The sequence below is a fragment of the Mycobacterium ahvazicum genome, from assembly GCF_900176255.2.
Classification (GTDB): domain Bacteria; phylum Actinomycetota; class Actinomycetes; order Mycobacteriales; family Mycobacteriaceae; genus Mycobacterium; species Mycobacterium ahvazicum.
In genome coordinates, this window is the sequence record NZ_FXEG02000005.1 from 1,186,397 (window position 1) to 1,213,129 (window position 26,733).

The window sequence follows — 26,733 nt, forward strand, 5'->3', positions numbered from 1 at the left end:
ACAGGCCGGAAGGCGGGCACGCGGGCAGTCTGCCACATTTGCTGAGGCTTCGGCAGAGATAAGCACCGGCGCGGCCGGGCTAGCCCCACCACCGTTCCAGCACGCGTCCGACGCCGTCGTCGCTGTTGCGCGCGGTGATCTCGTTGGCGGCGGCAAGCACTTCGGGGTGGGCATTGCCCATGGCCACGCCGTGACCGGCCCACCGCAGCATCGGCAGGTCGTTGGGCATGTCCCCGAACGCCACCACTTCGTCGCTGACGATCTCCAGCGGCCGGGCGATCTCCTCGATGCCGGTGGCCTTGCTGATTCCCAGCGGCACCACCTCCACCAGGCCGTTATTGGTGGAGTAGGTGATGTCGCCCTCGACGCCGACGTGCTTGGCCAGCTCGGCGGCCATGTCCGCGCTGCGGGCACCGGCCTTGCGGATCAACAGTTTGATGGCCGGCGCGCTGAGCAGGTCTTCGATCGACACCTCGGTGTTGTCCGGATTCAGCCACGCATGCTCATAGCCCGGCGAGCTGACGAACTGCGGGGTCGCCGTGTCGTGGGCACTGTGGCCGATCCGCTCCACCGCCAGACCAGCCCCCGGTATCACGCGGGTCGCGAGCTCGGCCAGTTCGGCCAGGGTGTCGACGGGCAGCGTGCGTGTCGACACCACGCGGTCGGTGGCGGGGTCGTAGATGACGGCGCCGTTGGCGCACACGGCCATCGGCGCGAAGCCCAGCTCGTCGACGATGGGACGGATCCAGCGCGGTGGACGACCGGTCGCCACAATGAATTTGGCGCCGGCAGCCACGGCGGCACGCACCGCCGCACGAGTACGCGGGGTGATGGTTTCGTCGTCGTCGAACAGGGTGCCGTCGACGTCGCAGGCGATAAGCGCCGGCCGCGAAGTCGGCGCCGTCATTGAGCCGTCACTCAGGCGATCCGCCCGCCGGGCCGGCCGCCCTCGTCAATGCCGTCCGCTTTGCTTCTCGCCCGGCCGGGTGACTCCGTCGGTCCCGTACTTCAGGGCCCGCTGCTGCAGTTCGACCAGCCGGATCTGCTGGGAGTCATCGCGGTTCGGTGCGCCACCGCCGAGGCGCTGCGGCACCCAGAACTCGCCCGGCGGATGCGGATACTCCTCCTGCACCCGGTAGAGCAACTCGTTCAACGCGCGGCGCAGCGTCGCGTTGAGTTGCTCGACGGAACCGTGCGGAGCAATCGGGCGCCCGGCGGACACCGTGATCGGAATCTTGTTGCGGAACACCTTCTTTGGATGATCCTTCGGCCAAATCCGGTGTGCGCCCCAGACAATCAGCGGGACGATCGGCACCTGTGCGTCCAACGCCATGCGCGCGGCACCGGACTTGAATTCCCGGAGTTCGAAACTGCGGCTGATGGTGGCCTCGGGGTGCATTCCGATCAGTTCGCCCGCCCGCAGTCGCTGCACCGCCGTCGCGAAGGCGTCATGCCCGTTTCGTCGGTCCACCGGAATGAGCCTGGCGTGCTTGATCACGTAGTCGACGGCCTTCACGTCGGCCATCTCGGCCTTGATCATGAAATACATCCGCCGGCCCCGTTCCCGCGCGGCGAACAGCGACGGTAGCCAGTCCAGGTAGCTGGTGTGGTTCTGCGCGATCAGCGCCGGGCCGCGCTGCGGAATGTTCTCCAGTCCGTGGAACGTGAACTTGGTCCCGTTCATCGCGACGAGCGGGGGAACGATCAATTCGCCGAACCGGTAAAACCCCTCTGCCATGTCTTCTCCTCCGCAGTAAGGCTACTGGCGCGGGGTGCGGTTCGCCGCACGCGCCGCGGCCTCGTCAGCCTCGATCTGCGCCGCCTCGGCCATCGTCGGCGCCCCGCCGCCCAGCCGGTGCGGGACCCAGAATTCCCCGACCGGGTGCGGATACTGCTGCTGCGCCTCGTAGAGCAGCTTGGTCATCGCCTCGCGCAGCGCGTCGTCGGTCTGGGCGATGTCGTCGTCGGCGTGCAGCGGCGGTCCGACCCGCACGGTGATCGGCACCTTGTGGCGGCCGATGCTGCGGGGATGGTCCTTCGTCCAGATCCGGTGCGCACCCCAGACGATGACGGGGACGATCGGGACGTCGGCTTCCCGCGCCATCCGGGCCGCACCCGTCTTGAACTCCTTGAGTTCGAAACTGCGGCTGATGGTGGCCTCGGGATATACCCCGACCAGCTCCCCCTCGCGAAGCCGCTGCACGGCCACCGCGTAGGCGCCCGAACCGGCGTTGCGGTCCACCGGAATGGTGTGGGTGCGCTTGATCAGAAAGTTGACCACCTTCACCTGCTGCATCTCGGCCTTGATCATGAACCGCAGCCGACGCCGGCGCCGGCGCATCGCCAGCCCGGCCGGGAGCCAGTCGACGTAGCTGGTGTGGTTGATCGCGACCACCGCACCCCCGCGATCGGGGATGTTCTCGACCCCGCCGTAGCTGATCCTGGCGCCCGAGGCGAAGACTCCCAGCTGGGACAGGATCTCCAACGTGCGATAGGTCGGCTCCACCATCGGCGGCTACTCCGGCGCCCCCGCTGCCTGGGCCCGCCGTGCTGCCCGCGCGGCCGCCTCCTCGGCGTCCATCCGAGCGGCTTCGGCCAGGGATGGCGCGCCGCCGCCCAACCGGCGCGGCACCCAGTACTCGCCGGCCGGGTGCGGCCCGTACTGTTCCTGCGCCCGTTCCAGCAAATGCTGCATCCGCGAGTGCAGCAGCCCCCGCAGTTCCGGCACGCCCAGGGTCGGTTCGATCGGTTCGCCGACCAGCACCGTGATCGGCACCTTCGGGCGAAGGAGCTTCTTCGGGTGGCCCTTGGTCCAGATGCGCTGCGCACCCCAGACGATGTGCGGAACGATCGGCACCCCGGCCTCGACGGCCATCCGGGCGGCACCGCTCTTGCATTCCTTGATCTCGAAGCTGCGGCTGATCGTCGCTTCCGGGTAGACGCCGACCAGCTCGCCGTCCTTGAGGTTGCGCACGGCCGCCTCGTAGGACGCGGCCCCGTCCTGCCGATCCACCGGGATGTGGCGCAGGCTGCGCATGATGGGACCGGTGATCTTGTCGTCGAACACCTCTTGCTTGGCCATGAACCGCACTTTGCGGCCCAATCCCTGCTCATACGCCGGCAGCCCAGCGAACGTGAAGTCGAGGTAGCCGGTGTGGTTGATCGCGATCACCGCGCCGCCACTGGTCGGTAGGTTCTCGACGCCGGAGACCGTGATCTTCAGGCCCTGGAGACGCCAGACCAGGCGAGCAAGCGCGATGACAGTCCCGTATACCGGTTCCACAGGTTGTCAGCCTAGTGCGCCCGACTGTGAGCCGCCTGAAGTGGTGAAAAGAGGTGACCCGTGAGCTTCCCGTCGCCGCCGCCGCCGGTCCCCGCGATCGTCGACCACCTCGCCGCGGGCCGGCCCGTACGCGCGGTCTGGGTCAACGAGGAAAACGGAGTGACCTTCCGGCTCGGCCAGGGCGGTTCCGGCCCGGAATTCGTCAAGACAGCTAACGCACGCGGCACCGACTTCGCCGCCGAAGCGCGACGGCTGCGCTGGGCGGCGCGGTATGCGGCGGTGCCGCAGGTGCTCGGATTCGGGGTCGACGACGACCGCGCCTGGCTGCACACCCGCGGACTGTCGGGACTTTCCGCGGTGCACCCACGGTGGCTGGCGGCCCCGACGGTGGCGGTGCGTGCGATCGGTGCCGGGCTGCGCGAACTGCACGACGGATTGCCGACGGCCACATGCCCTTTCGAATGGTCGCCGGCCGGCCGGCTGGCCGCCCTGCCCCCGGCTGCCCGCAGCCGCGTCGGCGCACCCCCGCCGGTCGATCGGCTGGTCGTCTGCCACGGTGACGCGTGTGCACCCAACACCCTGATCGACGACGGCGGCCGTTGTTGCGGTCACGTCGACGTCGGCGACCTCGGGGTGGCGGATCGATGGGCCGATCTGGCGGTCGCGACGCTCTCGCTGGGCTGGAACTATCCCGGCCAGAATTGGGAGTCCGAGTTCTTCACCGCCTATGGCGTCGAGCCAGACCCCGTGCGCATCGACTATTACCGTCGGCTGTGGCAGGCCTAGAACCAACCTGAGATATCACCTCACGCTAAGCTCGAAGCGATTCAACAGAACCATTCGAAAGGCATTTGTGCAGGTCACGAGCGTCGGCCACGCCGGATTTCTGATCCAAACCCGGGCGGGCAGCATTTTGTGCGATCCCTGGGTCAATCCGGCCTACTTCGCGTCGTGGTTCCCGTTCCCGGACAACACCGCGCTGGACTGGGAAGGGCTCGGCGACTGCGACTACCTGTATGTCTCACACCTGCACAAGGACCACTTCGACGCGAACCTGCTGCGCGATCACGTCAACAAGGGCGCGGTGGTGCTACTGCCCGACTTCCCCGTGCCGGATCTTCGAAATGAACTGCAGGAAATAGGTTTTCACCGGTTCTTCGAGACCAGCGACTCGGTCAAGCACCACGTCGGCGGACCCAAGGGCGACTTGGACGTCATGGTCGTCGCGCTGCGGGCACCCGCCGACGGCCCGATCGGCGACTCGGCCCTCGTCGTGTCCGACGGCGAGACAACGCTTTTCAACATGAACGACGCCCGCCCGGTCGATCTGGACATGCTGGCGACCGAGTTCGGGCATATCGACGTCCACCTGCTGCAGTATTCCGGGGCGATCTGGTATCCGATGGTCTACGACATGCCGGCCCGGGCCAAGGCATCGTTCGGTACCCAGAAGCGGCAGCGCCAAATGGATCGCGCTCGCCAGTACATCGCGCAGGTGGGTGCGACCTGGGTGGTGCCGTCCGCGGGACCGCCGTGCTTTTTGGACCCCGAGCTGCGACACCTCAACGACGACCACGGCGACCCGGCCAACATCTTCCCGGACCAACTGGTGTTCTTGGACCAGATGCGCCGCCACGGGCACGATCGCGGCCTGCTGATGATTCCCGGGTCCGTCGCGGATTTCACCGGCACGTCGCTGAATTCGCTACAGCATCCGCTGCCCGACGACGACGTGGAGGCCATCTTCACCACGGGCAAGGCGGCCTACATCGCCGACTACGCCGAACGGATGGCCCCGGTGTTGGCCGCCGAGCGGGCCGGCTGGGCACCCGCGGCCGGCGAGCCGCTGCTGGAACCGCTGCGCGCCCTGTTCGAGCCGATCATGCTGCAGAGCGACGAGATATGTGACGGCATCGGCTACCCGGTCGAGCTGGTGATCGGCTCCGAGACGGTGGTCCTCGACTTCCCGAAACGGATTGTCCGCGAACGCATTGCGCATGAGAAGTTCCGCTACGGCTTTGCGATCGCCCCCGAGTTGGTGCGCACCGTGCTGCGCGATCGGGAACCGGACTGGGTCAACACCATCTTCTTGTCCACGCGTTTCCGGGCATGGCGGGTCGGCGGCTACAACGAATACCTGTACACCTTTTTCAAGTGTCTGACCGACGAACGCATTGCCTACGCCGACGGCTGGTTCGCCGAAACGCATGACGACTCCGCGTCGATCACCATGGACGGCTGGGAGATTGCGCGCCGCTGCCCCCACCTCAAGGCCGACCTGTCGAAATTCGGCGTGATCGAGGGCGACACCCTCACCTGTAATCTGCATGGCTGGCAGTGGCGGCTCGACAACGGCCGCTGCCTGACCACCCGCGGTCACGCGCTGCGGAGCCGCCGGGTATGACCGATACCTACGACGACGGCCTGGTGCAGCTGGACCGGGCTGCGATCACGTTGCGGCGCTACCACTTTCCTGACGGCACGTCGAAGATCATCGCACTGGGCTCGATCCGCGCCTACAAATCCCAGCCGCTGGGCTGGTTCACGGCGCGGTTCACCCTGTGGGGTGGTACCGACCCGCGCTATTGGCTGCCGCTGGACGTGCAACGACCACTGCGGTCGACGCTGATCACCCTGGACATCCGCGCCCGGCCGAACCCGGCGTTCACCCCGGCGCGCCCGGACGAATTCGTCGCCCTGCTCGACGAGTTGCTGGCCCGGCTCGGCTAGCGGTCTTCGAGCGCCGCATGCGCGGCGTTGTAGCCGGGGGTGAAGGTGATCCCGGGTCCGCCGTGACAGCCCGCACTGCCCAGGTACAGTCCCTTGATCGGGATCGGTTGGCCGAGAAAGCCTCTCGGGCCCGGCCGGTTGGGACCGATCTGGTTCGCGTTCAACAGACCGTGGCAGTAGTCGCCGCCGGGGGCACCGAACATCACCCCCATGTGCTTGGGTGTGAAGGTGGTGTGCCGGATGATGCTGCGTTCGAAATTCGGTGCGAGCCTGGTGATCTTGTCGATCACCCGCTGACCCATCTCGACCTTCGCCTGCCCGTAATCGACGTCGCCCTCGATCGGGAAGAACAGCGCGAATGCCGAAGCGGCGTGCTTGCCGTCCGGCGCCAGGTCCGGGTCGTTTTGCGACGGGATCTGCAACACGACCGTCGGGTCGGCCGGGACGATGCCGCGCCGGGCATCCTCCCACTGCTGCTGGACTTCTTCCGGCGTGCAGAACAGCCCGATGGAGGCCTGCATGGCGCGGTCGTTGAGCATCTCGTAGGGCGCCGCGAATTCGGGGGCCTCGGCCAGCGCGAAGTGCATCTGCAAGTAGCTGCCGCGGTGATCGATGCGCGCATAGCGTTCCCGGATATCGGCGGGCAGCGCGGCGGGATCGACCATTTCGTTGAGGATGACGTCCGGCGCGACGCCCGACACGACGATCGGGGCGTTGAACGTCTCCCCCGCCTCGGTGCGGACGCCGGTTACTTGTCCGTCGGCGACGAGAATGTCGGTCACCTTGGTACGCAACCGCACTTCGCCGCCGTGGCTCTCGAACACCTCGCGCAGATGAGCGGTCAGTGCGCCGATGCCCCCGCGCAGCTTCTTCATCTGCATGGTGTCGCCTTCGGGAACGCCGAGTCCGAAGGCAAGCGCGGCAGCGCTTCCCGGCGTGGACGGTCCGCGGTAGAGGGTGTTGACGGCCAGCACGGTCATCGAGCCGCGGATCGCGCCGAACTTCTCGCGGTCGGGCAGGTAGCGGTCCAACACGTCGGTGACCGATCCGAACAGCATGTCGTCGATCGCCGAGCGTTCGAATTCATTTGTGGCACAGGCATACATCTCGTCGATACTCTTGGGCGGCGTCCCGGCTTCGAATCGGCCCAACGCGCGGCACGGCGCTTGAGCCCACCCCATCAGCCCCGCCATCCCGTTGACAGCCTCCGCCCCGTGCACCTCGTTGAGGTGGGTGAACAGCTTGATCGGATCGCTGTACTGGATCAGCGGATCGTCGCCGACACCACGCACGGCCACCGACATGACGTCCAGGTCGATCGTCGGCATCGCGTCCAGGCCCAGCTCGCGGACCACCTCGGACGACGTCGGGAACAGCACCGAGCCGGCGATCTCGAACTGGTACCCGTCGAACAGCTCGACGGTGGACGCCATCCCGCCCGCGTAGAGCTTGGGGTCCAGGCACAGCGTGCGCAGTCCCGCCTTTTGCAGCAGCACGGCCGCGGTGAGCCCGTTGTGCCCTGCACCGATAACGATCGCGTCATAGTCAGTCATATGCCTGCCTTCCGGAAAGGAGGCTCGCACGGCCGCAAAGTTTTGTCAATTATGACGAAACTCGCCGGGCGGTGGCCGAGCTCCACGAGTCGGTGATTCCCGCGCGCAGCGACTCCAGCGCCCCATGACACAGCCGCGCGAGTTCGCCCAGCGACCGGTCGTCGTTCTCCATCCAGACCTCCATCGCGCCGAACACCGCGGCCGCGATGCACCGTGCGGTCACCGCGGTGCGTACCTGTTCGTCCACCGTCGGATGCGGGGTGCCGTTGGTCGCGCCGCTGCGCCGTTGCAGTTGTGCCCCAATGGCATCGGCGAAGTCGGCCTGGACCTCGCGGATGTGGCGGACGATGCGGCCGGGGTCGAGTTCGTCGTGGCGCAGGGCGGCGATTTTGGCCACCGCGTCGACGTCATAGGGGAACGCGAAAACGGCCGACTGCACCGAATCGATGATCGCCTCGCCGGCCGGCCGGGCGTCCAGGGCCGCGCGAAACCAGTGCAGCCCGGTGTAGTCCGCGAAGAGCAAATCGTGCTTGGACGTGAAGTGCCGATAGAACGTGCGCAGCGATACCCCGGCGTCGGCGGCAATCTGTTCGGCCGACGTGTCTTCCACGCCCTGGGCCAGGAATCGCACCACCGCGGCCTGCCGCAACGCATCGCGGGTGCGCTCGCTGCGTGCCGTCTGGGCGGGCCGAACCATTTCAGTAAGGTACCAAGACTTTGGAAGTGCTATTCCGCTAGTTGTGTCAATCTTGACAAAACTTCGCGGCGGGGGCGAGACTGCGCCCATGGTCTCCCTCATCACCCACGCGGTACTCGGACTCGCGGTCATCATCTGGATCGTCCGGTCGAACTCGACGGTCTTCGCCCGGCCCGCCACCGGCGGATTCTTCTCTCCGATGGAAATCGTCTACTACGTCGTCGGGATCGCGTCGGTCGCGCTCGGCTGGTACTTCAACATCACCTACGTGGCGGAGTACTCGCACGGATCCACCAACCCGCTGTGGGGCGAACACGGGAGCTGGGCCGAATACATCAAGCTGATGTTCACCAACCCCGCGGCCAGCTCAGCCAGCCAGGACTACACGATCGCCAATGTCGTTCTGCTGCCGATCTTTACGATCGTGGACGGCTATCGGCGCGGGTACAAGCGTCCCTGGCTGTACTTCGTGTCCAGCCTGTTCACCAGCTTCGCGTTCGCGTTCGCGTTCTACTTCGCGACGATGGAACGGCAGCGCCGCCACGAACAAGAGCGCGCGACCGTCAACGCCTAAGGCTCCAGCACCTCGGTCCCGACGAATGGCACCAGCGCCGCGGGCACCCGCACGGTGCCGTCGGGCCGCTGGTGGTTCTCCAGGATGGACACCAGCCAGCGGGTGGTGCCCAGGGTGCCGTTGAGCGTGGCCGCGATCTGCGGCTTGCCTCCCGCGTCGCGGTAGCGGGTGGCAAGCCGGCGCGCCTGGAACGTGGTGCAGTTCGACGTCGACGTCAGCTCGCGGTAGGTCTGCTGGGTGGGAACCCAGGCTTCGCAGTCGAACTTGCGAGCCGCCGACGAGCCGAGATCGCCCGCGGCCACGTCGATTACCCGATACGGCACCTCGATGCGCGCCAGCATTTCACGCTGCCAGCCCAGCAGCCGCTGGTGTTCGGCTTCCGCCTCGCCGGGCGTGCAGTAGACGAAACCTTCGACCTTGTCGAACTGATGCACCCGGATGATGCCGCGGGTGTCCTTGCCGTAGCTGCCCGCCTCGCGGCGGAAACACGACGACCAGCCCGCGTACCGCAGCGGGCCGCCGGACAGGTCCAGGATCTCGTTCCAGTGATAGCCCGCCAACGGCACCTCCGAGGTGCCGACCAGGTAGAGGTCGTCGGCCTCGACCCGGTAGATCTCGTCGGCGTGGGCGCCCAGGAATCCGGTGCCCGCCATCACCTCCGGACGGACCAGCACCGGCGGGATCATCGGGACGAATCCGTTCTCCACGGCCAGCCGCAGCGCCAGCTGCAGCAGGCCGAGCTGCAGCAGTGCCCCCTTGCCGGTCAGGAAGTAGAACCGCGAGCCGGACACCTTGGCGCCGCGCTGCATGTCGATCAGGCCCAACGACTCACCCAGCTCCAGGTGATCCTTCGGGTTCTCGATCGCCGGCGGCTCACCGACGACGTCGAGGACCGCGAAATCGGACTCCCCGCCCGCGGGCACCCCGTCGACGACGACGTTCGAGATCGCCATGTGCGCGGCGGTGAACGCCGTCTCCGCGTCGGCTTGGGCGGCCTCGGCGGCCTTCACCTCGTCGGCGAGCTCCTTGGCGCGCGCCAACAGCGCCGGGCGCTCGTCGGGCGACGCCTTGCCCACGCTCTTGCTGGCAGCCTTCTGATCGGCGCGCAGCGTGTCGGCCGTCGAGATCGCGGCCCGGCGGGCGGCGTCGGCCGTCAGCAGCGCATCGACCAGCGCCGGGTCCTCGCCGCGGCTGAGTTGGGAGCGGCGCACGGCGTCGGGGTCTTCCCGGAGCAGCTTGAGGTCGATCACGGCCGCAAGATTACTTTCGGCTCGGCACCCACCGCGCGGGAGCACCCGACAGAGCTAACCCCAGGACTCACATCTGTAACGTTTGTCACGTTCGCCCGAGCGTCCTGTCAGAATGGGAGGCGATGTCGGACACGCTCGAGACCGAAGTCGCCGCACCCGGCCCGCCCACCGCTGAGGCGGAGCAGCCGCCGGCCGGCTTCCAGTTGCCGCGGACTCTGCAGGCGACCGCGACCCGACGGGCGCTGCTCCTGTTCGCGCTCGGCGGGCTGTTGATCGCCGGCCTGGTAACCGCGCTGCCGGTCGGCGGCGCCGGGCAGGGCCGGCTTGCCGGCTACCTCGACAGCAACCCGGTACCCAGCACCGGAGCTAAGACCGACGCCGCCTTCAACCGCGCCAAAACCGGCGATTGCCTGATGTGGCCGGACGTCACGCCGGAGTCCGCGAGCATCGTCAAGTGCACCGACGACCACAAGTTCGAGGTCGCCGAATCCATCGACATGCGCACCTTCCCCGGCTCGGAATACGGCCCCAACGCCGCCCCGCCGTCCCCGGCTCGCATCCAGCAGATCAGCCAGGAGCAGTGCGAGGCCGCGGTGCGCCGCTACCTCGGGCCCAAGTACGACCCCAACAGCAAATTCAGCGTCAGCCTGTTGTGGGCCGGTGACCGGGCGTGGCGTCAGTCCGGCGAGCGCCGCATGCTGTGCGGCCTGCAGATGCCCGGCGCGAATAATGAACAGGCCTCCTTCAAGGGCAAGGTCGCCGACGTCGACCAGTCCAAGGTGTGGCCCGCCGGCACCTGCCTGGGCATCGACTCGACCGCCAACCAGCCCATCGATGTCCCGGTCGACTGCAAGGCGCCGCACGCGATGGAGGTCACCGGCACGGTGAACCTGGCCGAGAGGTTCACGGGGCCGCTGCCGGCTGAGCCCGAGCAGGACGGCTACATCAAGGACGCCTGCACCAAGATGACCGACGCCTACCTCGCGCCGATCAAATTGCGCACCACCACGCTGACGCTGATCTACCCGACCGTGGCGCTGCCGAGCTGGTCGGCGGGTAGCCGCGAGGTCGCCTGCAGCATCGGCGCCACCCTGGGCAACGGGGGCTGGGCCACCCTGGTCAACAGCGCCAAGGGTCAACTGCTGATCAACGGTGTGGCCCCGGTGCCGCCGCCCGACATTCCCGAAGAGCGGCTCACGATTCCGCAGATGCCGCAGATTCCGGTCCAGACGCCGGCCAGCCCGGCGAGCCCCCCGCAGCAGTCCAGCTCTGCACCGGAGATGCCGCCGGGCAATCAGCACCTGCCGCAGCAGCAGCCGGTCGTGACGCCGCCCCGGGCGACCACCCAGGCCCCGGCGAGCCAAGCGCCGCAAGGTGTTCCGGCGCCTCCGGCCGACAACGGTGCACCGCCGGCGGGTAACCAGGCGCCACCGCCCATGCCGGACGCACCCCCACCGGGCGCACCGCCCGCACCAGCCGAGCCGGCGCCGGCGGGTTAGCCGGGTGGCCGTGCGGATGGATCCGCAGCGGTTCGACGAACTGGTCTCCGACGCGCTCGATCTGATTCCCGCCCAGCTGGCCGCCGCGATGGACAACGTCGTGATCCTGGTCGAGGATCGTCACCCCGACGAGCCCGAACTGCTGGGGCTCTACGAAGGGGTGGCGTTGACGGAGCGCGACTCCGACTACGGCGGATCGCTACCGGACGCCATCACGATCTACCGCGAGGCACTCCTGGAAATCTGCGACTCCGACGAGGATGTCGTCGAGGAGGTGGCAGTCACCGTGATCCACGAAATCGCCCACCATTTCGGTATCGACGACGACCGGCTCGAAGAACTGGGCTGGGGCTGAAAACGCCGATCTTCTCCGCGCGGCAGCGCGGATTTGTCGTCCCCTGGTGCTAGGAACGGCGTATGAGCGCAGAATGCCGCGACTGCCGGGCAGGCCTGGAGCACTGCCACGGCACCATCATTCGCCACTCGCTGCGCCGTTCGGAGTGCACCGAGCCGGACTGCGTCAGCCCCGAGCTGCTGGCGCACACGTTCGTCATCGACTGCGACGCCGTCGGCTGCAGCTGCACGGAACTGGTGGCGCTGGCGGTCTGATCAGCCCATGGGATCGGTGCCCGAGTGCACCGCGTCGGCGACGGGCGTCGGCTCGGGTTCGGGATAGAACGGCGGCGTCAGGGTTCCCCACCGCACACAGCTCCACCGCCCATCGGTGATCGGGGCCAGCACCACCGACTCGGCATTGCCCAGATGGTTGTCCAGCGCGAAGCCGGCGTCCACTCCGGCGAGCACCGCCGATACCAGCCGGATCGCCGCGCCGTGGCTGACGACGACGATGTCGCCGGTCCACGCGTGGTCGTCGAGGTAGCGCATCCGCAATTCGGTCAGCACCGGGACGTAGCGGTCCAGCACCTCGTTGGCGGTTTCGCCGCCGGGTAGCGGCACGTCGAGTTCCCCGTGCTGCCAGCGCTCGTAGATGGCGTTGAACTCCGCGACCGCCTCGTCGTCGTTGCGGTTCTCCAGTTCGCCGACCTGTACCTCGTGGATCCCGGCGAATTCGCGCGGAGCGACGTCGACCTGGCTTCCGATCACCGCCGCGGTCTGCGACGCCCGGTTGGCCACCGAGTGCGCGAGCAGCGCCGGCCGCCCGGCCTCGAGCGCGAACGCCCGGGCCTGGTCGCGCCCGGTAGGGGTCAGATCCGTCCCGGGCGGCCGGGTGTCCAGCCGCCGCTCGACATTGCCGAAAGATTGGCCGTGCCGAAGCAGCACCAACCGACCACTCATCGTTTAAATCCCCCCGCCGGAAGCATCGGCCTGCTCAGGTTTGCCCTCCCGCAGCCGCGCCAGCCAGCGCGACGCCTCGTCCGGTGGTGGTGGCCCGATGCCCGTCGCCGAGCCCGTCGGCCAGGAGCCCAAATACCGCACATCCACACAACGACGGTGCAGCGCCTTGAGTGCCTCGGCGACGGCGTCGTCATCGATGTGGCCCGCGCAGTCGGCGAAGAACTGATAGGTACCGAGTTCGGTGCGGGTCGGCCGGGATTCGATGCGGGTCAGGTCGATATCGCGGATGCCGAATTCACCCAGCGCGGCGAGCAGCGCGCCCGGCGCATTCTCGATCCGTAACACCACCGAAGTGCGATCGGCGCCGGTGCGCACCGGCGGCGGCCCGGGCCGGCCCACCAACACGAAGCGAGTCCGGGCGTTGGGTTCGTCGACCACGCCTTCGGCCAGCGACTCGAGCTTCCAGTGCGTAGCGGCCAGCGGCGAGGTCACCGCGGCGTCGGCCTCGCCCTTGGCCACCTGCCGCGCGGCGTCGGCGTTCGAGTACGCGGGGCGCAGTTCGACGGTGGGCAGGTTGGCGGCGAGCCAGCGGCGCACCTGGGCGGCAGCCACTGGAAAGGCCGCCAACGTCCTGACGTCGCCGGCGTTGCGACCCGGTTGGATGACGATGCTGAACGCCACGTCCAGCGTCGTCTCGGCGAAGATCTGCATCGGGGAGCCGTTCGCGAGGCTGTCCAATGTCGGCACCACCGTGCCGTCGATCGAGTTCTCGATCGGCACACACGCATAATCGGTCTCCCCGTTACGGACTGCCTCCAGCGCCGCGGGCGTGCTTTCGATCGGTGTCCGCCGCACCGGGCCCAGCTGTTGGTCGGGGATCAGGCCGGCCGACATCATCTGCAAAAGCGCCGCCTCGGTGAAGGTCCCTTCGGGACCGAGGTAAGTGATGCCGACCACGGTGACAACCCTAGTGGCCTCAATCAAAAAGCGGCCTTGCTTCGGTCTGGGATCTAAGTTAACTTAGGCTTACCTAATGAGCGAGGAGAACGATGTTGCCGCCGACCAGCGCCGCGCCGACGACTGCCGAACGCATCCGCAGCGCCTGTGCCCGGGCCGGTGGTGCCCTGCTTGCGGTCGACCGTGAGGACCCGGTGCCCACGCCGGTGCACCACCTCCTGCACGACGGATCGTTCGCGGTCGCACTTCCCAGCGACAGCACGGCCGATGGCCGGATCGGCGGCTCCCAAGCGGTGCTCGAGCTGACCGACTACGCACCGCTTCCGCTGCGGGAGCCGGTGCGTTCGCTGGTGTGGGTTCGGGGCCACCTGCACCAGGTCCCGCCCGGCGAGATCAACCCCACCCTCGATCTGATCGCCAGCGAGTGCCCGCATCCCGCGCTGCTGCAGGTCGATACGCCGAAGTGCTTACCGGCCTGCCCGGGCGAAGATCGCTACACCTTGCTGCGGCTCGAGGTTGCGTCCGTCGTGGTTACCGACGCTACCGGCGCCGAGCCCGTCGACATCCGGGATCTGCTCGCGGCGAGGCCCGACCCGTTCTGCGAGATCGAGTCGAGCCTGCTGTGGCACCTGGACAAGGCCCACAGCGACGTCGTCGCCCGCCTGGTGTCCCGGCTGCCGGCGCAGTTGCGGCGCGGACACGTCCGCCCGCTGGGGCTGGACCGCTACGGAGTGCGGTTCCGCGTCGAAGGCGGCGACGGCGACGACCACGACATCCGGCTGCCGTTTCACAAGCCGGTGGATGACATGACCGGACTGAGCCAAGCCATTCGCGTGCTGATGGGTTGTCCGTTCATCAACGGCTTGCGCGCCCGCCGCTAGCCGGGCGCGCGCCACACGCCGGGCAGACCGAGCGGGGCACGTAAGTTAGCCGGGTGAACGGCGATCGATCAGCACAGTACGCAGGCCGTGGGCGACCGATCCCGCCGCAGTCGCGTCCCGAGCCGCCGCCGATGCTGCGTCGCCGCGCCAACCCGCCGCCGTCTGCCTCCGACCAAACCGTGCCGCTCCCCCGTATCTCGCCGCCGGTCTCCACCGGCACGGCTGCCCCCGGCCCGGGGGCGCCACGGTACAAGCCGCGATCGCGCGCGCGGCCACGCGACCGGTCCGCGCCGCCGTCGGACCTGCCGGGCGTGCACCGCAAGCCCAGAAAGCGCCGCTGGGGCCGGATGATCGCCTCGACGCTGCTGATCGGGTTGCTGCTGACCGCCGCCATTGTCCTGGGCGGCGGCTTGTGGTTGGACACCAGCCTGCATCGCAAGGCCGTGCTGACCAATTACTCCGATCGGCCGGCATCCAGCCGCGGCACCAACTGGCTACTCGTCGGGTCGGACAGTCGCCAAGGCCTCTCGGCTGAACAGCAGGAGAAGCTGGCCACCGGAGGCGATGTCGGTAGCGGTCGCACCGACACGATCCTGTTGATCCACATCCCCGCGCTGGGGTCGAGCAATCCGACGACGATGGTGTCGCTGCCGCGCGACTCGTTCGTGCCGATTCCCGGACATGAGAAGGACAAGATCAACTCCGCCTTCGCGATCGGCGGGGCCCCGCTCCTGGCCCAGACGGTCGAGCAGGCCACCGGACTGCGTCTAGACCACTACGCCGAGATCGGGTTCAGCGGGTTCGCGACCGTGGTGGACGCCCTCGGCGGCGTCACCGTCTGCCCGACCGCGCCGATCAACGACCCGCTGGCCGGTATCGACCTGCCCGCCGGCTGCCAGAAGCTGGACGGCCGCAGCGCGCTCGGCTACGTTCGCACCCGCGACACCCCCCGGGCGGATCTTGACCGGATGGTCAACCAGCGGCAGTTCGTCTCGGCGCTGCTGCACCGCGCGGCCGGCCCGTCGGTGTGGCTCAACCCGTGGCGCTGGTACGCGGTGCCGCACGCCGCGGCCGACGCGCTCACGGTCGACGACGGCGATCACGTCTGGGACCTGGCCCGGCTGGGCTGGGCGCTACACGGATCTACCACCACGCTGACCGTTCCGATCGGGGAGTTCACCAGTAACAGCGCCGGCTCGGTGGTGGTATGGAATCACGAGGTCGCGAGCAAGCTGTTCGGAGCGCTGGCCGCCGACTCCGCGGTGCCCGATGCCGCGCTGGAAGGGCAGTCACGGTAATTTAGTGACGTCAGTGCGCGGCGCAATTATTGAATGCCTAATATGAATTTCCTATGGTTAGTAGATGCGTCCTAGACAAATGCACTTATTTCGTTCTGAGAACTTGTCCGAGTCGGTGCCGCACTCGTTGCAGCACCCTTCTACCTGCGATAAGCTGCTGACATGACCGAAGCCGACGCCCCCAAGTCCAAGTTCCACTCATTACTTCAGGAACAGATTTCCCACGAATTCACAAGCTCTCAACAATACGTTGCGATTGCCGTTTATTTCAGCGCCGGCGAACTGCCGCAATTGGCGAAGCATTTTTACGGCCGTGCGCTTGAAGAACGCAATCACGCGATGATGTTGGTGCAGCATCTGCTCGACCGGGACGTCCAGGTCGAGATCGCGGGAGTCGACGCGGTGCGCAATCAATTCGACCAGCCGCGCGACGCGCTGGTCCTGGCTCTCGAGCAGGAAAAGATCGTCACCGAACAGATCACCCAGCTGGCCCGAGTGGCGCGCGACGAGGGTGATTACCTCGGCGAGCAGTTCATGCAGTGGTTCCTGCAAGAGCAGGTCGAAGAGGTCGCGGTGATGAAAACGCTGGTGACGGTGTCCGAGCGCGCCGGAGCCAACCTGTTCGACCTGGAGAACTTCGTCGCCCGCGAGGTGGCGACACAGGGCATCAGCGCGAGCGCCCCGCCGGCCGCGGGCGGCCACCTGGTCTCGCCGGTCTAACCCCTGCCGTCGAGGGTCCGCGCCTGTTCCAGCCAGGTTTTCGTGCGGCCGGGGTGGTTGGTAGCGATCCAGGCCACTCCGACGTCCCGGCAGAAGTCGATGTCGTCGTACCCGTCGACGGTCCAGCAGTACACGGCCCGACCCTGGGCGGCGGCACGATCCACCAGTTGCGGATAGTCCTTCAGTGCGACGACCGAAGGCCCGACGGCCGTGGCCCCGACGGCCGTGGCCGCGCTGCTGGTCAGGTAACGGGCATTGCGGCCGAGCAACACCGTGGGCAGCAGCGGTGCTGCTCGCCGGATTCGCCACACGGCCGCGGCCGAGAAGGACATCACCACGGCGCGGGACCGGTCGGCCGACGCCGGCGAGGCGATGCCGTAGCGGTGCAGCAGCGCCAGCAGCTTGCTCTCGACCAGCGAGCCGTACCGAACCGGGTGCTTGGTCTCGATGAAAAGCTTCACCGGCCGGTTCCAGTCGAGCACCAGCGATACCAGGGCATCCAGCGTCAGCAGGCTGGTATCCCCGTGAGTGCCATCGGGCCGCCAACTGTCGTGCCAGGCACCGAATTCCAGCTCACGCAACTGGGCAAGCGTCATGGTGCTGACCAGACCGGCACCGGTCGAGGTCCGGTCCAACCGGCGGTCGTGCACGCAGACCAGGTGGCCGTCGCGGGTCAGCCGCACGTCGCATTCCACACCGTCGGCGCCCTCTTTGAGTGCGAGGTCGTACGCGGCCAGCGTGTGTTCGGGGCGAGCCGCCGATGCGCCGCGGTGAGCAACGACAAAGGGGTGCCCGGCGACCACCTCGTCGGCCCACGTCATACCCCTATGCTGCCGGTTCCTCCCCCTTCAACTCAACCGGAGCGGCGTCGGACGCGCCAGGCCGATCCGGGAGATCAGGGGTTACCACGACCCAGCGATGCGTGGGCCGAGCGACCGGCTTGCGTTCGAATCCCTCGAAAATGCGGGCTGCGGCGGCCAGCGTCGCGGCCGCGAACAGGTACCCGAACACCATCAGGACGGTGTTGTTCGCGATGCCCTGAGGATCGGTGGCGAAGCTGGTGACGATGGCCCAGATCGACACCGCGTAACTGAAGACCCACGCGATCCACCACTCCAGGATGGGTCGGCGCACCCGAGCGAGATGATCTTCGAGAGCGGCCAACTCGATGACATAGACCGGCGCCCACAGCAGGTTGACCAGCGGCACGGCACAACCGGCCCACAGCGCCGCAACCGAACGATGATCGGCCAGCCCGTAATGCGCGAACACCGCGGCCCGCCGCGCGATCAGCCACAGGATCAGAAACACGCCGGAGGTGATCAATGCGATGAGCGCCGCCACACTGGCCAGATCCCCCAGCCAGTCCGCCGCGGTCGCCACGATCGAGTTCAGCAGGGTCTTTCGGTTGTAGACCAACAACACATACCGGGCGACGTACACCAGGGCGGCAGCGCCGAGCGTGAGCACGCTGATGAACAGCACGAGACGCACCACCGTGGACGGCGGCGCGGACGGCGTCGACCCTTCGGGGTCCGCCGCGGCCTGCTCGACGCGGTCGGTCAAGCCCCAGCGCGGGATCACCGCGTAGCGGGGCGTCGGCCCGAGCACCCGTCGTCCCCGCCGCGCCGGCGGTGCGGCGCCCGGACGCACCGCGATCCAGCGGAAGCCCGGCGGCAACCGCGGCGGGGTGCGTTGCGGCGCGACCGGCCGAGCCGGCGCCGGCGGACCAGCGTGCGTACCCCAGCGAGGGTCGGCTGCAGCGGTGTCCGGCAGTGGTGCGAGCAGCGCGCCGCGGCAGCGAGGGCACCACTCGCGGCGGCGTTCACGCACGTTCCACCGAGTGCTGCACTGGGAGCACACCTGGATCACCGGACCAGCGTAGCCCTGGCGACGACGCGGGCTGCCACAACGCGACCGTCCCACCGCCAGGCGCGGCCCGCTGAAATGCACCGATCTTCCCTGCGGTCGCGGAAAGCGCGGTCCACCTCGCCAAGGGCGCCGTGACGCTCGGCGATTCGCCGCCGGGGTCACCGACGGACGCCTGTTACGCCGGTCACAGCTACTTCGTGGCTATCCACAGTTTCCACAGGTTTATCCACATGGGCGTGCGGGGTATAGACGCAATCAATCAGCAACTAGCGGTTAACCCTGGCCCCAACTGTGGATAACGCCGGGTACTTTTCGTGCGCCATCGACAGGCCCGACGAGCAGCCGAGCGAATGCACCGCCCGATTGCGCGCCCATTGGATCCGTCCCCGCGAAATGCGCGCTGACCTGCAACCCCGAGCTGGCCCGGTCGCCGTGGGACAACACGAATCCGCAGCTCAGCGCGTCGTGGTCGGGGACATTTTTCAAGCCCATCGCAAAGAGTTATGATCGCCATCACGAAAAATGTTGTGACTCACCTCACTCCCCTGAGGTGACCGACCGGTGAAGGGCAATCGATGGCGCTGCATTCGTGGGGTTCGGGTAGCCCGGCCGCGTCGAACTCGTATTCCGGATCGCCTGCCTGGAACCACAGTTACAGCGTCGCCGCCTTGCGTGCCGGCCTGATTGCGCTGGCATTGCTCGCGGTTCTCGCGCTCATTGTTTTGTCTTGATGACTTCCTCTTGAAACGACGCCGAGCGGGTACTCGGCCTACCGGCCCACTGGGGCGGTCCTTGCGGCGCGTGCTGTCATGGAGCAGGGTTGATTACGCTGAGCCTGTCGCGTGGCGGACTCCGTGCGAATGCGCGTTAAGACGATCATCGAGGAAAGGAATACCGTGGCTGAATACACCCTGCCCGATTTGGACTGGGACTACGCAGCGCTGGAACCACACATCTCAGGTCAGATCAACGAGATCCACCACAGCAAGCACCATGCGACCTACGTCAAGGGTTTGAACGACGCCATCGCCAAACTCGAAGAGGCACGCGCCAATGACGACCACGCCGCGATCTTCCTGAACGAGAAGAACCTGGCGTTCCACCTGGGTGGCCACGTCAATCACTCGATCTGGTGGAAGAACCTGTCTCCGAACGGTGGCGACAAGCCGACCGGCGACCTCGCGGCCGCGATCGACGAGCAGTTCGGATCGTTCGACAAATTCCGCGCCCAGTTCAGTGCGGCGGCCAACGGCCTGCAGGGTTCGGGCTGGGCGGTGCTCGGCTACGACACGCTCGGCGACCGGTTGCTGACCTTCCAGCTCTATGACCAGCAGGCCAACGTGCCGCTGGGCATCATCCCGCTGCTACAGGTCGACATGTGGGAGCACGCCTTCTACCTGCAGTACAAGAACGTCAAGGCCGACTACGTCAAGGCGTTCTGGAACGTGGTCAATTGGGCAGATGTGCAGTCGCGTTACGCGGCCGCAACTTCGAAGACCCAGGGCCTTATTTTCGGCTGATTTTTATCTCGTAGAGCCAAGGGCGTCACGCGGATCGCGTGGCGCCCTTGGCTTTATCCCGGCCGGGCCGGCTCGCGTCAGGAAAGGTAACGGCGCGTGGCCGTGTCGAGTTGCAACGCGCCTAAACCGCAGGCATTCTTAACTATTCGAGCTACCAGCGTGGTTATTTCGGACGACGACGTTGTGCGGAGGTCGAGATGGAAACTGGTTCAGGCCAGCCGATAGGGGTAGCCCCCTTCCATGCTCGTGGTGCCTTGAAAGGGTTTGTCATCTCCGGCCGTTGGCCCGACTCGACCAAGGAGTGGGCGCAGCTGCTGATGGTTGCGGTGCGGGTCGCATCGTTGCCCGGATTGCTTTCCACCACAACGGTATTCGGCGCCCGTGAGGAATTGCCCGACGAGCCCGAGCCCGACACTGTCGGCCTGGTGCTCGCCGAGGGCACGGTATTTGGTGAATCAGCAATACAGCCAGGGTATTTCGCGGATCATCAGCCGCCGGCCCTGCTGATGCTGCATCCCCCGTCGGAAACCACGCCGTCGTTGCCGGAATGCACCGGAGCGGCGTCGGGATGCGTCTTGTTGCCGGGGTTGCCCTATTTGGGACTGGAGCACCGGGCCGCGTGGGTCGAAGCGGAAGCCGACGGCACCATCACGTCGATGGTGAGCCGTGTCGGTGTCGACCCCATCAGCCACCCTGACACCGCGATTCTGGCCATGCTGCTTGCGGCATAAGGGATTTCAACCGCGGTAGTTCATAGCTCGAATCCAACGGATACGGGTATCCGAGCTTCGGTGCCGTCGCGGCGCACCCACGGTTTGCCCGCTAGCCTGTGAACGTTGGTGAAGGACAATAGCCCCGCATCGTCGCGTCGGCCGGCCGGGGAACAGCAGCGGTCGGCAACGAAGCGTCGAAACGTCCTGCCGGCACGTCCTCAGCGCCACGCTGCCGGCACGCCCGGCGGCCTTTGCGTCCGCGATCGCGTTCCCGCTTTTCGCCGCGTGGGCCCGGCGCGCGGGCGGCGCCGACGACCAAGCGATTGGCGCCGGGATGCTGTTGCACGCCGCCTGCCCCGGCCGCTGCGCACATGTTGGCCGGCGTCATGTTCCTCGAGTTCGGCTTATGGATACTGTTCGACGACGCGCTCGGCTGGCGGTCGGAGGCCATCGCGACGACCGCGGCGGTGGCGATGACCGCCGTTTCGTCGGCTACAGCGCAAACACTGCGACGCCCCCGCACCGAGGCATCGTATGCGGGAAGGTCACCGGGGACCGGCTAAGGCGCAACGCCGCTGGCCCGCGTAAGCCGGCCGAGCCCGGCAGTTGCCCCCCGAGGTATCTCTGAGGGCTGTTTGCTGCACCCGTCCCCTCTTAACGCGACAAAAATCAGACCGGACAGCAAAGTATGCTTTCGATAGGTTCTGACTACCAGTCCGTTGCGAGATATCCGTCCGACACCATTCGGCCGGCCGCGGCGCTACCACTCGGCAGTGCGCCGAAGCGTCCGGCTACCAGACTTGCTTTCTGCGGATAACCTGTGAGTTTTGTTCGCTTTATGGACACTGCCGTCATTTAGTTGGACGCTCGTCACGTGTAGATGCAGCGAACACTCGGGCGGCCACCAGCGAACCCGGTGCCCTTTGCACCTGGTTGCGGACACAAACTCTCGCTACCATGGTCAGCAAATACACTTAGGTAACAGTTTCACTTCTACAGCCCAGTGGAGGTCATATCGATGAGCACGACGTTTTCCGCCCGCCTGAACCGCTTGTTCGACACGGTGTATCCACCCGGGCGCGGACCGCACACCTCAGCGGAGGTGATCGCGGCACTCAAGGCGGAGGGCATCACGATGTCGGCTCCCTACCTGTCGCAGCTACGCTCCGGCAATCGCACGAACCCGTCGTCGGCGACGATGGCCGCCCTGGCCAACTTCTTCCGGATCAAGTCGGCCTACTTCACCGACGACGAGTACTACGAAAAGCTCGACAAGGAGCTGGTCTGGATGTCCACAATGCGCGACGACGGTGTGCGTCGCATCGCGCTGCGCGCCGCCGGGTTGTCTCCCCAGGCGCAGCAGGACATCGTCGAGCGCGTCGACGAATTGCGCCGCGCCGAACACCTCGACGCCTAACCGGTTGCGTGGGCAGCCGACCTGAACGGCTGCCGTCGACCTGTTCCGATTAGGGTTGCTTTCGGATCGCGTCCACACGACAGCGATAGTCCACGAGACACCGGGAGGCGGCCGGGAATGGGCCTGTTTCGCAAGCGAAAGACTCGCGCCACGCGTCGTGCCGAAGCCCGTGCGATCAAGGCCCGCGCCAAGCTGGAAGCCAAGCTCGACGCCAAGAACCAGGCGCGCCGATTGAAGGCCGATCGACGGGCGGCCGAGAGGGCGCTCAACGCGCAGATCAAGTCGCAGCGCGACAGTGACCGCGCGGCGTTGAAAGTCGCCGAGACCGAACTCAAGGCGGCACGGGAGGGCAAGGTGTTGTCGCCGACGCGGATCCGCCGGGTACTGACGGTCTCGCGGCTGCTGGCACCTGTCCTGACGCCGGTGATCTACCGGGCGGCGATGGCCGCCCGGGCGATGATCGACCAGCGTCGCGCGGACCAACTCGGGATCCCGCTGGCACAGATCGGCCAGTTCTCCGGGCACGGCGCCCAGCTGTCGGCGCGGATCGCCGGCTCGGAAAAGTCGCTGCGAATGGTGCAGGAGAAAAAGCCCAAGGACGCCGAGACCAAGCAGTTCGTGGCCGCCATCTCGGAGCGGCTCACCGATTTGTCGGCGGCCGTCACCGCCGCGGAGAACATGCCGGCCGCGCGACGGCGCGCGGCGCACTCGGCGATCTCCTCGCAACTCGACGGCATCGAAGCAGATCTGATGGCTCGCCTCGGACTGACCTGAAAGTAGTGTTCTGACATGGCATTCCGCGACAGATGGATGTTGCGCGTCTTTGTTGTCGTCTCCGCCGCCGCCGCGCTTTTCGTCGGCTCCGGCAGCGCCACCGCGTGGGCGCACGTCCACGCCAGCGCCGACACCGCCGTCCGGGGCGCCATGGCGATCGTGACCTTTCAGGTACCCAACGAATCCGACAAGGGCGCCGCGACCACGGCGCTGAGCGTCGTGCTTCCCGACGTCGCATCCGCGCGCACCGAAGCGATGCCCGGGTGGACGGCCAAGCTCGACCGCGACACGGCATCCGGCGTCGTGCACTCAGTGACCTGGACGGCGGCACCGGGCGGCGGCATCGGAGTCGACCAGTTCGCGTTGTTTCGGATCTCGGTGAAACTGCCCGACACCGATACCGTCAACTTCCCGGCCACCCAGACCTACGCCGACGGGACTGTCGTCAGGTGGGATCAGCAGCCGGCGGCCGGTGGTGGTGAGCCCGAGCACCCGGTGCCCACACTGACCCTCGGCGCCGGGTCGGGCGCTCCGCACGAGCACCACCATTCGGGCATGCCCGCCGACCACGGCGACGAGTCGACGTCGGGGGACAACATCGCGCGGGTGCTGGGCGGAGCCGCCCTGGTCGTGGCCGCAGTGGGCATCGCCCTGGTGCTGGTCCGCCGGCCCAGGACATGAGGCGGCCGGCCGCCTCATGTCCTGGGGCCTGGGTGGGCCTGCTGCTGGCCGCCTTGCTGTCTACTGCGATGCTGACCGCACAGGTCGCGTCCGCGCACGCCACTCGGGTGTCCACCGACCCCGCCGACGAAGCGGTTCTCGCCATCGGTCCGAGCCGGGTCAGTGCCACCTTCAACGAGCGATTGCAGACCACGTTCGCGGCCATGACCGTCGTCGGGCCGGACGGCAATGTCTGGTCCACCGGAGACACCACCGTGCAGGGCGCAATCGTCGGCATCGCGCTGCGCTCACTGGGACCCACAGGCACCTACACGGTCAATTACCGGGTGACGTCCGCCGACGGTCATGTGGTGTCGGGGTCGTGGTCGTTCCGGCTGACAGTGCCCGGGACCGGCACGCCGGGACCCGCCGCCACCAGCAGCGACGCCGGCCATGGCATCCCCGTGTGGCCGTTCGTCGCGGTGGCCGTGGCGATCGTCGGTGCGGGCTTGTTGCTGACCCTGCGCCGCAAGCCCTGACCGCCTGGTCGGCGGGGCGCGATCGCCCGTGCTGGCATGATGGGGTCCGAGTAACTTTTGGCGGGGCTAGGAATGGCCGAGAGAAAGCTGCGAAGGAGCGGCCGCATGGCAGACCCTCAAGATCAACCCAACAGCGAGGCCAACGGCGCAGCGACGCCGCCGGAGCAGACGCCTCCCGCCAAGGCCGCTAAAAAGGCACCCGCGAAGAAAGCGCCGGCCAAGAAGGCGCCCGCGAAGAAGGCCGTCGCAAAGAAGGCTCCGGCCAAGAAGGCGCCCCCGAAGAAGGCGCCGGCCCAGAGCCCCGTGCCAACGCCCCCGAAACCGCCGGCGGCGCAGCAGGATCCACCCCCGCCAGATGGTGAAATTGTCGCTGCCGCCAAAGATGCTGCCGCACAGGCGAAATCCACGGTAGAGGGCGCCAACAACCCGGTGTCCGCCAACATCGCACCGTCGGTACCCGGCTCGTCGACGTTGCCACTCGTGGTCGCCGTAGCTCTGAGCCTGCTCGCGATCCTGCTGATCCGGCAGCTACGGCGGCGGTGATGAGCGTGTCATTCGAGGCCACAGCCGACCTCGTCGACCGAATCGGGCCCGACGTACGCAGCTGCGATCTTCAGTTCCGCCAGTTCGGCGGCCGCACCGAATTCGCCGGACCGATCAGCACCGTGCGCTGCTTCGAGGACAACGCGCTGCTGAAATCCGTACTTTCCCGACCGGGTGGGGGCGGGGTGCTGGTGATCGACGGCGCCGGCTCGCTACACAGCGCGCTGGTCGGAGATCTGATCGCCGAACTCGCCCGCTCCAACGGCTGGGCGGGACTGATCATCAACGGCGCGGTTCGTGACGCAGCCGCGTTGCGCGGCATCGGCATCGGCATCAAGGCGCTGGGCACCAATCCCCGCAAGAGCAGCAAGAGTGGTGTCGGCGAGCGCGATGTCGAGATCAGCCTCGGCGGTGTGACGTTCGTACCCGGTGAGATCGCCTACAGTGACGACGACGGAATCGTCGTCGTTAGCGGTTAAACCGCCACCCGTGCACGCTTTTTCGTGAATCGCAGGCTCTCGTCGGCGACCTTGCCGCGCCGGATCGTGCGCATGTCGAACAGGTAGTTCTGCTTGAGACGCCACGGTGCCCGCGATCCCGACTTGGGCAGCAAGTGCATGGACCGCTGGAAGTAGCCGGGACTGAAGTCCATGAACGGCAGTTCGTCGACGTCCGAGCCGGGATGCTGCGGCTCCACGTTGTCAAAGCCGTTGTCGTCCATGTAGTTCAGCACGCGGCAGAAGAACTCCGACACCAGATCGGCCTTCAGTGTCCAGGATGCATTGGTGTAGCCGAAGGTGATGACGAAGTTCGGAACTCCGGAGAACATGCAGCCCTTGTAGGTCATCAGCGAGGTCAGATCGAAAGGTTCGCCGTTGCGGGTGGGCTGCAGCCCCCCGAGCAATTGCATGTTCAATCCCGTTGCGGTGACGATGATGTCGGCCTGCAGTTCCGCACCCGAGGTGAGCTTGATTCCGGTCTTGGTGAACCGGTCGATGGTGTCGGTGACGACGTCGGCCTTGCCGTGCCGGATGGCCCGGAAGAAGTCGCCGTCGGGCGCCAGGCACAGCCGCTGATCCCACACGTTGTAGCTGGGACCGAAGTGCTTTTCGACGTCGTAGTCCTTTGGCAGCCGGCGCTGCGCCATCGTCATCAGCGTCTTGCGCATGTAGGCCGGCCGCTTGCGGGCCAGCTGATACTGGAAAGTGCTGAACGCGATGGCTTTCCAGCGATTTGCGAGGTGCGCCAGCCGATCGGGGAGCCACCGGTTGAACCGCACCGCGAACGGGTCGGTCCCGGGCAGCGAGCCGATGTAGGTCGGTGAGCGCTGCAGCATCGTCACATGTCCGGAGCCGGAGTTGACCAGGGCGGGAATCAACGTGATCGCGGTAGCACCCGAGCCGATCACGACGATCTTCTTGCCCGCGTAGTCGAGGTCTTCGGGCCAGTGCTGGGGGTGGATGATGGTGCCGCCGAAGTCCTCGGCACCGGGGAACGTCGGCGAATACCCCTCGTCGTAGTTGTAGTAGCCGGTACACGCGAACACGAAGGAACAGGTGATGTCGCTCCGCTGGCCGTCGTTCTCGACGGTGAGGGTCCATTGGTTGTCGGCGTCGGACCAATCGGCGGCCACCACGCGGTGGCGGTAGCGGATGTGTCGTTCGATGCCGTTCTCGACCGCGGCTTCCTTGATGTAGGCCTTGATGTCGGCACCGTCGGCGATCGACTTCGCCGAACGCCACGGCTTGAACCGGAACCCGAGCGTGAACATGTCGGAGTCGGACCGGATGCCCGGATACTTGAACAAGTCCCAGGTGCCGCCGAGGTCGTCGCGGCGTTCCAGGATCGCGTAGCTCTTGGTCGGGCAGCGGTCCTGCAGGTGCCAGGCCGCGCTCACGCCGGAGATGCCGGCGCCCACGATTACGACGTCCAGGTGCTCAGTCATGAGGGCCACGCT

The 26,733-nt window shown here is 67.0% G+C and carries 31 protein-coding genes; 19 read left to right on the plus strand and 12 right to left on the minus strand.

Translation table 11 applies throughout. The annotated features are described in order from the left end of the window. Positions 1 to 79: 79 nt before the first annotated feature. From MAAFP003_RS26780 to MAAFP003_RS26795, 4 genes are read right to left on the minus strand one after another with little or no spacing between them, the layout of a single operon-like run. Positions 80 to 907 carry an HAD family hydrolase gene (locus tag MAAFP003_RS26780; protein WP_096290608.1) on the minus strand — a complete coding sequence of 276 codons (828 nt, stop codon included), beginning with the start codon at positions 905 to 907 and terminating at the stop codon, positions 80 to 82. A 45-nt stretch (positions 908 to 952) separates the two neighbouring features. Further along, complete coding sequence (locus MAAFP003_RS26785) at positions 953 to 1,738, minus strand: lysophospholipid acyltransferase family protein (RefSeq protein WP_096290609.1); 786 nt, start codon at positions 1,736 to 1,738, stop codon at positions 953 to 955. Between the two features lie 21 nt (positions 1,739 to 1,759). After that, a complete protein-coding gene (locus MAAFP003_RS26790; RefSeq protein ID WP_096290610.1) occupies positions 1,760 to 2,509 on the minus strand; it encodes a lysophospholipid acyltransferase family protein in 750 nt (249 codons plus the stop codon). Between the two features lie 6 nt (positions 2,510 to 2,515). Next, a complete protein-coding gene (locus MAAFP003_RS26795; RefSeq protein WP_096290611.1) occupies positions 2,516 to 3,283 on the minus strand; it encodes a lysophospholipid acyltransferase family protein in 768 nt (255 codons plus the stop codon). 60 nt (positions 3,284 to 3,343) lie between these two features. On the opposite strand from MAAFP003_RS26795, the gene MAAFP003_RS26800 reads away from it, so the two are divergent. The 3 genes from MAAFP003_RS26800 to MAAFP003_RS26810 all read left to right on the plus strand — a co-directional run bounded on the left by MAAFP003_RS26800 (position 3,344) and on the right by MAAFP003_RS26810 (position 6,013). Further along, the gene (locus MAAFP003_RS26800; protein WP_096290612.1) at positions 3,344 to 4,069 is read left to right on the plus strand and encodes a phosphotransferase; all 726 of its coding nucleotides are present in this window, start codon (positions 3,344 to 3,346) and stop codon (positions 4,067 to 4,069) included. 67 nt (positions 4,070 to 4,136) lie between these two features. Next, a complete protein-coding gene (locus MAAFP003_RS26805; RefSeq protein WP_096290613.1) occupies positions 4,137 to 5,687 on the plus strand; it encodes an MBL fold metallo-hydrolase in 1,551 nt (516 codons plus the stop codon). After that, the gene (locus tag MAAFP003_RS26810; RefSeq protein WP_096290614.1) at positions 5,684 to 6,013 is read left to right on the plus strand and encodes a hypothetical protein; all 330 of its coding nucleotides are present in this window, start codon (positions 5,684 to 5,686) and stop codon (positions 6,011 to 6,013) included. The genes MAAFP003_RS26805 and MAAFP003_RS26810 overlap by 4 nt, the downstream gene beginning before the upstream one ends. On the opposite strand, the gene MAAFP003_RS26815 is transcribed toward MAAFP003_RS26810, so the two are convergent. Next, positions 6,010 to 7,566 carry a phytoene desaturase family protein gene (locus MAAFP003_RS26815; RefSeq protein WP_096290615.1) on the minus strand — a complete coding sequence of 519 codons (1,557 nt, stop codon included), beginning with the start codon at positions 7,564 to 7,566 and terminating at the stop codon, positions 6,010 to 6,012. The two genes, MAAFP003_RS26810 and MAAFP003_RS26815, sit on opposite strands and share 4 nt — an antisense overlap. Positions 7,567 to 7,615: 49 nt before the next feature. Next, a complete protein-coding gene (locus MAAFP003_RS26820; protein WP_096290616.1) occupies positions 7,616 to 8,263 on the minus strand; it encodes a TetR/AcrR family transcriptional regulator in 648 nt (215 codons plus the stop codon). Positions 8,264 to 8,351: 88 nt separating this feature from the next. On the opposite strand from MAAFP003_RS26820, the gene MAAFP003_RS26825 reads away from it, so the two are divergent. Then, positions 8,352 to 8,837, plus strand: coding sequence for a DUF2834 domain-containing protein (locus tag MAAFP003_RS26825; RefSeq protein WP_096290617.1), 486 nt, complete (start codon positions 8,352 to 8,354; stop codon positions 8,835 to 8,837). Here MAAFP003_RS26825 and serS read toward each other — a convergent pair. Beyond that, a complete protein-coding gene (serS, locus tag MAAFP003_RS26830; protein ID WP_096290618.1) occupies positions 8,834 to 10,087 on the minus strand; it encodes a serine--tRNA ligase in 1,254 nt (417 codons plus the stop codon). The two genes, MAAFP003_RS26825 and serS, sit on opposite strands and share 4 nt — an antisense overlap. 122 nt (positions 10,088 to 10,209) lie before the next feature. Between serS and MAAFP003_RS26835 the strand changes: the two genes are divergently transcribed. From MAAFP003_RS26835 to MAAFP003_RS26845, 3 genes are all read left to right on the plus strand, one after another. Next, positions 10,210 to 11,586, plus strand: a complete 1,377-nt coding sequence (locus MAAFP003_RS26835) for a septum formation family protein (RefSeq protein ID WP_096290619.1) — start codon at positions 10,210 to 10,212, stop codon at positions 11,584 to 11,586. 4 nt (positions 11,587 to 11,590) lie between these two features. Further along, on the plus strand, positions 11,591 to 11,941 hold the full coding sequence (locus tag MAAFP003_RS26840; RefSeq protein WP_096290620.1) for a metallopeptidase family protein: 351 nt from the start codon (positions 11,591 to 11,593) through the stop codon (positions 11,939 to 11,941). 62 nt (positions 11,942 to 12,003) lie between these two features. Beyond that, entirely contained in the window at positions 12,004 to 12,195 is a 192-nt protein-coding gene (locus MAAFP003_RS26845) for a hypothetical protein (protein ID WP_096290621.1), read from the plus strand. Here MAAFP003_RS26845 and MAAFP003_RS26850 read toward each other — a convergent pair whose 3' ends face one another. Next, positions 12,196 to 12,882: a histidine phosphatase family protein gene (locus tag MAAFP003_RS26850; RefSeq protein WP_096290622.1), complete on the minus strand. Its 687-nt coding sequence runs from the start codon at positions 12,880 to 12,882 to the stop codon at positions 12,196 to 12,198. Positions 12,883 to 12,885: 3 nt separating this feature from the next. Continuing rightward, positions 12,886 to 13,839: a prephenate dehydratase gene (pheA, locus tag MAAFP003_RS26855; RefSeq protein ID WP_096290623.1), complete on the minus strand. Its 954-nt coding sequence runs from the start codon at positions 13,837 to 13,839 to the stop codon at positions 12,886 to 12,888. 92 nt (positions 13,840 to 13,931) lie between these two features. On the opposite strand from pheA, the gene MAAFP003_RS26860 reads away from it, so the two are divergent. From MAAFP003_RS26860 to MAAFP003_RS26870, 3 genes are all read left to right on the plus strand, one after another. Further along, complete coding sequence (locus tag MAAFP003_RS26860; protein ID WP_096290624.1) at positions 13,932 to 14,720, plus strand: DUF2470 domain-containing protein; 789 nt, start codon at positions 13,932 to 13,934, stop codon at positions 14,718 to 14,720. Between the two features lie 53 nt (positions 14,721 to 14,773). Beyond that, positions 14,774 to 16,018: an LCP family protein gene (locus MAAFP003_RS26865; protein ID WP_243394212.1), complete on the plus strand. Its 1,245-nt coding sequence runs from the start codon at positions 14,774 to 14,776 to the stop codon at positions 16,016 to 16,018. A 162-nt stretch (positions 16,019 to 16,180) separates the two neighbouring features. Beyond that, positions 16,181 to 16,738, plus strand: coding sequence for a ferritin (locus MAAFP003_RS26870; protein ID WP_096290626.1), 558 nt, complete (start codon positions 16,181 to 16,183; stop codon positions 16,736 to 16,738). Here MAAFP003_RS26870 and MAAFP003_RS26875 read toward each other — a convergent pair. Beyond that, the gene (locus MAAFP003_RS26875) at positions 16,735 to 17,559 is read right to left on the minus strand and encodes a glycerophosphodiester phosphodiesterase (RefSeq protein ID WP_096290627.1); all 825 of its coding nucleotides are present in this window, start codon (positions 17,557 to 17,559) and stop codon (positions 16,735 to 16,737) included. The genes MAAFP003_RS26870 and MAAFP003_RS26875 overlap by 4 nt on opposite strands. 4 nt (positions 17,560 to 17,563) lie before the next feature. Then, the gene (locus tag MAAFP003_RS26880) at positions 17,564 to 18,610 is read right to left on the minus strand and encodes a DUF4328 domain-containing protein (protein WP_096290628.1); all 1,047 of its coding nucleotides are present in this window, start codon (positions 18,608 to 18,610) and stop codon (positions 17,564 to 17,566) included. Positions 18,611 to 19,506: 896 nt separating this feature from the next. Here MAAFP003_RS26880 and MAAFP003_RS26890 point away from each other — a divergent pair. The 9 genes from MAAFP003_RS26890 (at position 19,507) to rraA (ending at position 25,255) form a co-directional block, all read left to right on the plus strand. Continuing rightward, positions 19,507 to 20,130, plus strand: a complete 624-nt coding sequence (locus MAAFP003_RS26890; protein ID WP_090608247.1) for a superoxide dismutase — start codon at positions 19,507 to 19,509, stop codon at positions 20,128 to 20,130. 197 nt (positions 20,131 to 20,327) lie between these two features. Next, entirely contained in the window at positions 20,328 to 20,861 is a 534-nt protein-coding gene (locus tag MAAFP003_RS26895) for a peptidase (RefSeq protein ID WP_090597853.1), read from the plus strand. 353 nt (positions 20,862 to 21,214) lie between these two features. Further along, the gene (locus MAAFP003_RS30175; protein ID WP_096290630.1) at positions 21,215 to 21,406 is read left to right on the plus strand and encodes a hypothetical protein; all 192 of its coding nucleotides are present in this window, start codon (positions 21,215 to 21,217) and stop codon (positions 21,404 to 21,406) included. Between the two features lie 455 nt (positions 21,407 to 21,861). After that, a complete protein-coding gene (locus tag MAAFP003_RS26905) occupies positions 21,862 to 22,260 on the plus strand; it encodes a hypothetical protein (protein WP_036471913.1) in 399 nt (132 codons plus the stop codon). 117 nt (positions 22,261 to 22,377) lie between these two features. Continuing rightward, positions 22,378 to 23,034, plus strand: a complete 657-nt coding sequence (locus MAAFP003_RS26910; RefSeq protein ID WP_096290631.1) for a DUF6474 family protein — start codon at positions 22,378 to 22,380, stop codon at positions 23,032 to 23,034. 15 nt (positions 23,035 to 23,049) lie between these two features. Further along, positions 23,050 to 23,715 carry a YcnI family protein gene (locus MAAFP003_RS26915; RefSeq protein ID WP_096290632.1) on the plus strand — a complete coding sequence of 222 codons (666 nt, stop codon included), beginning with the start codon at positions 23,050 to 23,052 and terminating at the stop codon, positions 23,713 to 23,715. Next, positions 23,712 to 24,233, plus strand: a complete 522-nt coding sequence (locus MAAFP003_RS26920) for a copper resistance CopC family protein (protein ID WP_096290633.1) — start codon at positions 23,712 to 23,714, stop codon at positions 24,231 to 24,233. Before MAAFP003_RS26915 ends, MAAFP003_RS26920 begins: the two co-directional genes overlap by 4 nt. A gap of 105 nt (positions 24,234 to 24,338) precedes the next feature. After that, entirely contained in the window at positions 24,339 to 24,776 is a 438-nt protein-coding gene (locus tag MAAFP003_RS29985; RefSeq protein WP_096290634.1) for an Rv3852 family protein, read from the plus strand. Further along, on the plus strand, positions 24,776 to 25,255 hold the full coding sequence (rraA, locus tag MAAFP003_RS26930; protein WP_096290635.1) for a ribonuclease E activity regulator RraA: 480 nt from the start codon (positions 24,776 to 24,778) through the stop codon (positions 25,253 to 25,255). Before MAAFP003_RS29985 ends, rraA begins: the two co-directional genes overlap by 1 nt. Here the strand turns inward: rraA and MAAFP003_RS26935 are convergent. Then, the gene (locus MAAFP003_RS26935; protein ID WP_096290636.1) at positions 25,252 to 26,721 is read right to left on the minus strand and encodes a flavin-containing monooxygenase; all 1,470 of its coding nucleotides are present in this window, start codon (positions 26,719 to 26,721) and stop codon (positions 25,252 to 25,254) included. The genes rraA and MAAFP003_RS26935 overlap by 4 nt on opposite strands. Positions 26,722 to 26,733 lie beyond the last annotated feature (12 nt).

Bases quoted from the DNA above. Each gene is read 5' to 3' on its own strand.
- MAAFP003_RS26780 (WP_096290608.1), bottom strand. From the start codon at position 907: ATGACGGCGCCGACTTCGCGGCCGGCGCTTATCGCCTGCGACGTCGAC.
- MAAFP003_RS26785 (WP_096290609.1), bottom strand. From the start codon at position 1,738: ATGGCAGAGGGGTTTTACCGGTTCGGCGAATTGATCGTTCCCCCGCTC.
- MAAFP003_RS26790 (WP_096290610.1), bottom strand. From the start codon at position 2,509: ATGGTGGAGCCGACCTATCGCACGTTGGAGATCCTGTCCCAGCTGGGA.
- MAAFP003_RS26810 (WP_096290614.1), top strand. From the start codon at position 5,684: ATGACCGATACCTACGACGACGGCCTGGTGCAGCTGGACCGGGCTGCG.
- MAAFP003_RS26815 (WP_096290615.1), bottom strand. From the start codon at position 7,566: ATGACTGACTATGACGCGATCGTTATCGGTGCAGGGCACAACGGGCTC.
- MAAFP003_RS26820 (WP_096290616.1), bottom strand. From the start codon at position 8,263: ATGGTTCGGCCCGCCCAGACGGCACGCAGCGAGCGCACCCGCGATGCG.
- MAAFP003_RS26825 (WP_096290617.1), top strand. From the start codon at position 8,352: ATGGTCTCCCTCATCACCCACGCGGTACTCGGACTCGCGGTCATCATC.
- MAAFP003_RS26835 (WP_096290619.1), top strand. From the start codon at position 10,210: ATGTCGGACACGCTCGAGACCGAAGTCGCCGCACCCGGCCCGCCCACC.
- MAAFP003_RS26845 (WP_096290621.1), top strand. From the start codon at position 12,004: ATGAGCGCAGAATGCCGCGACTGCCGGGCAGGCCTGGAGCACTGCCAC.
- MAAFP003_RS26850 (WP_096290622.1), bottom strand. From the start codon at position 12,882: ATGAGTGGTCGGTTGGTGCTGCTTCGGCACGGCCAATCTTTCGGCAAT.
- MAAFP003_RS26860 (WP_096290624.1), top strand. From the start codon at position 13,932: ATGTTGCCGCCGACCAGCGCCGCGCCGACGACTGCCGAACGCATCCGC.
- MAAFP003_RS26870 (WP_096290626.1), top strand. From the start codon at position 16,181: ATGACCGAAGCCGACGCCCCCAAGTCCAAGTTCCACTCATTACTTCAG.
- MAAFP003_RS26875 (WP_096290627.1), bottom strand. From the start codon at position 17,559: ATGACGTGGGCCGACGAGGTGGTCGCCGGGCACCCCTTTGTCGTTGCT.
- MAAFP003_RS26895 (WP_090597853.1), top strand. From the start codon at position 20,328: ATGGAAACTGGTTCAGGCCAGCCGATAGGGGTAGCCCCCTTCCATGCT.
- MAAFP003_RS30175 (WP_096290630.1), top strand. From the start codon at position 21,215: ATGTTGGCCGGCGTCATGTTCCTCGAGTTCGGCTTATGGATACTGTTC.
- MAAFP003_RS26905 (WP_036471913.1), top strand. From the start codon at position 21,862: ATGAGCACGACGTTTTCCGCCCGCCTGAACCGCTTGTTCGACACGGTG.
- MAAFP003_RS26910 (WP_096290631.1), top strand. From the start codon at position 22,378: ATGGGCCTGTTTCGCAAGCGAAAGACTCGCGCCACGCGTCGTGCCGAA.
- MAAFP003_RS26915 (WP_096290632.1), top strand. From the start codon at position 23,050: ATGGCATTCCGCGACAGATGGATGTTGCGCGTCTTTGTTGTCGTCTCC.
- MAAFP003_RS26920 (WP_096290633.1), top strand. From the start codon at position 23,712: ATGAGGCGGCCGGCCGCCTCATGTCCTGGGGCCTGGGTGGGCCTGCTG.
- MAAFP003_RS29985 (WP_096290634.1), top strand. From the start codon at position 24,339: ATGGCAGACCCTCAAGATCAACCCAACAGCGAGGCCAACGGCGCAGCG.
- rraA (WP_096290635.1), top strand. From the start codon at position 24,776: ATGAGCGTGTCATTCGAGGCCACAGCCGACCTCGTCGACCGAATCGGG.
- MAAFP003_RS26935 (WP_096290636.1), bottom strand. From the start codon at position 26,721: ATGACTGAGCACCTGGACGTCGTAATCGTGGGCGCCGGCATCTCCGGC.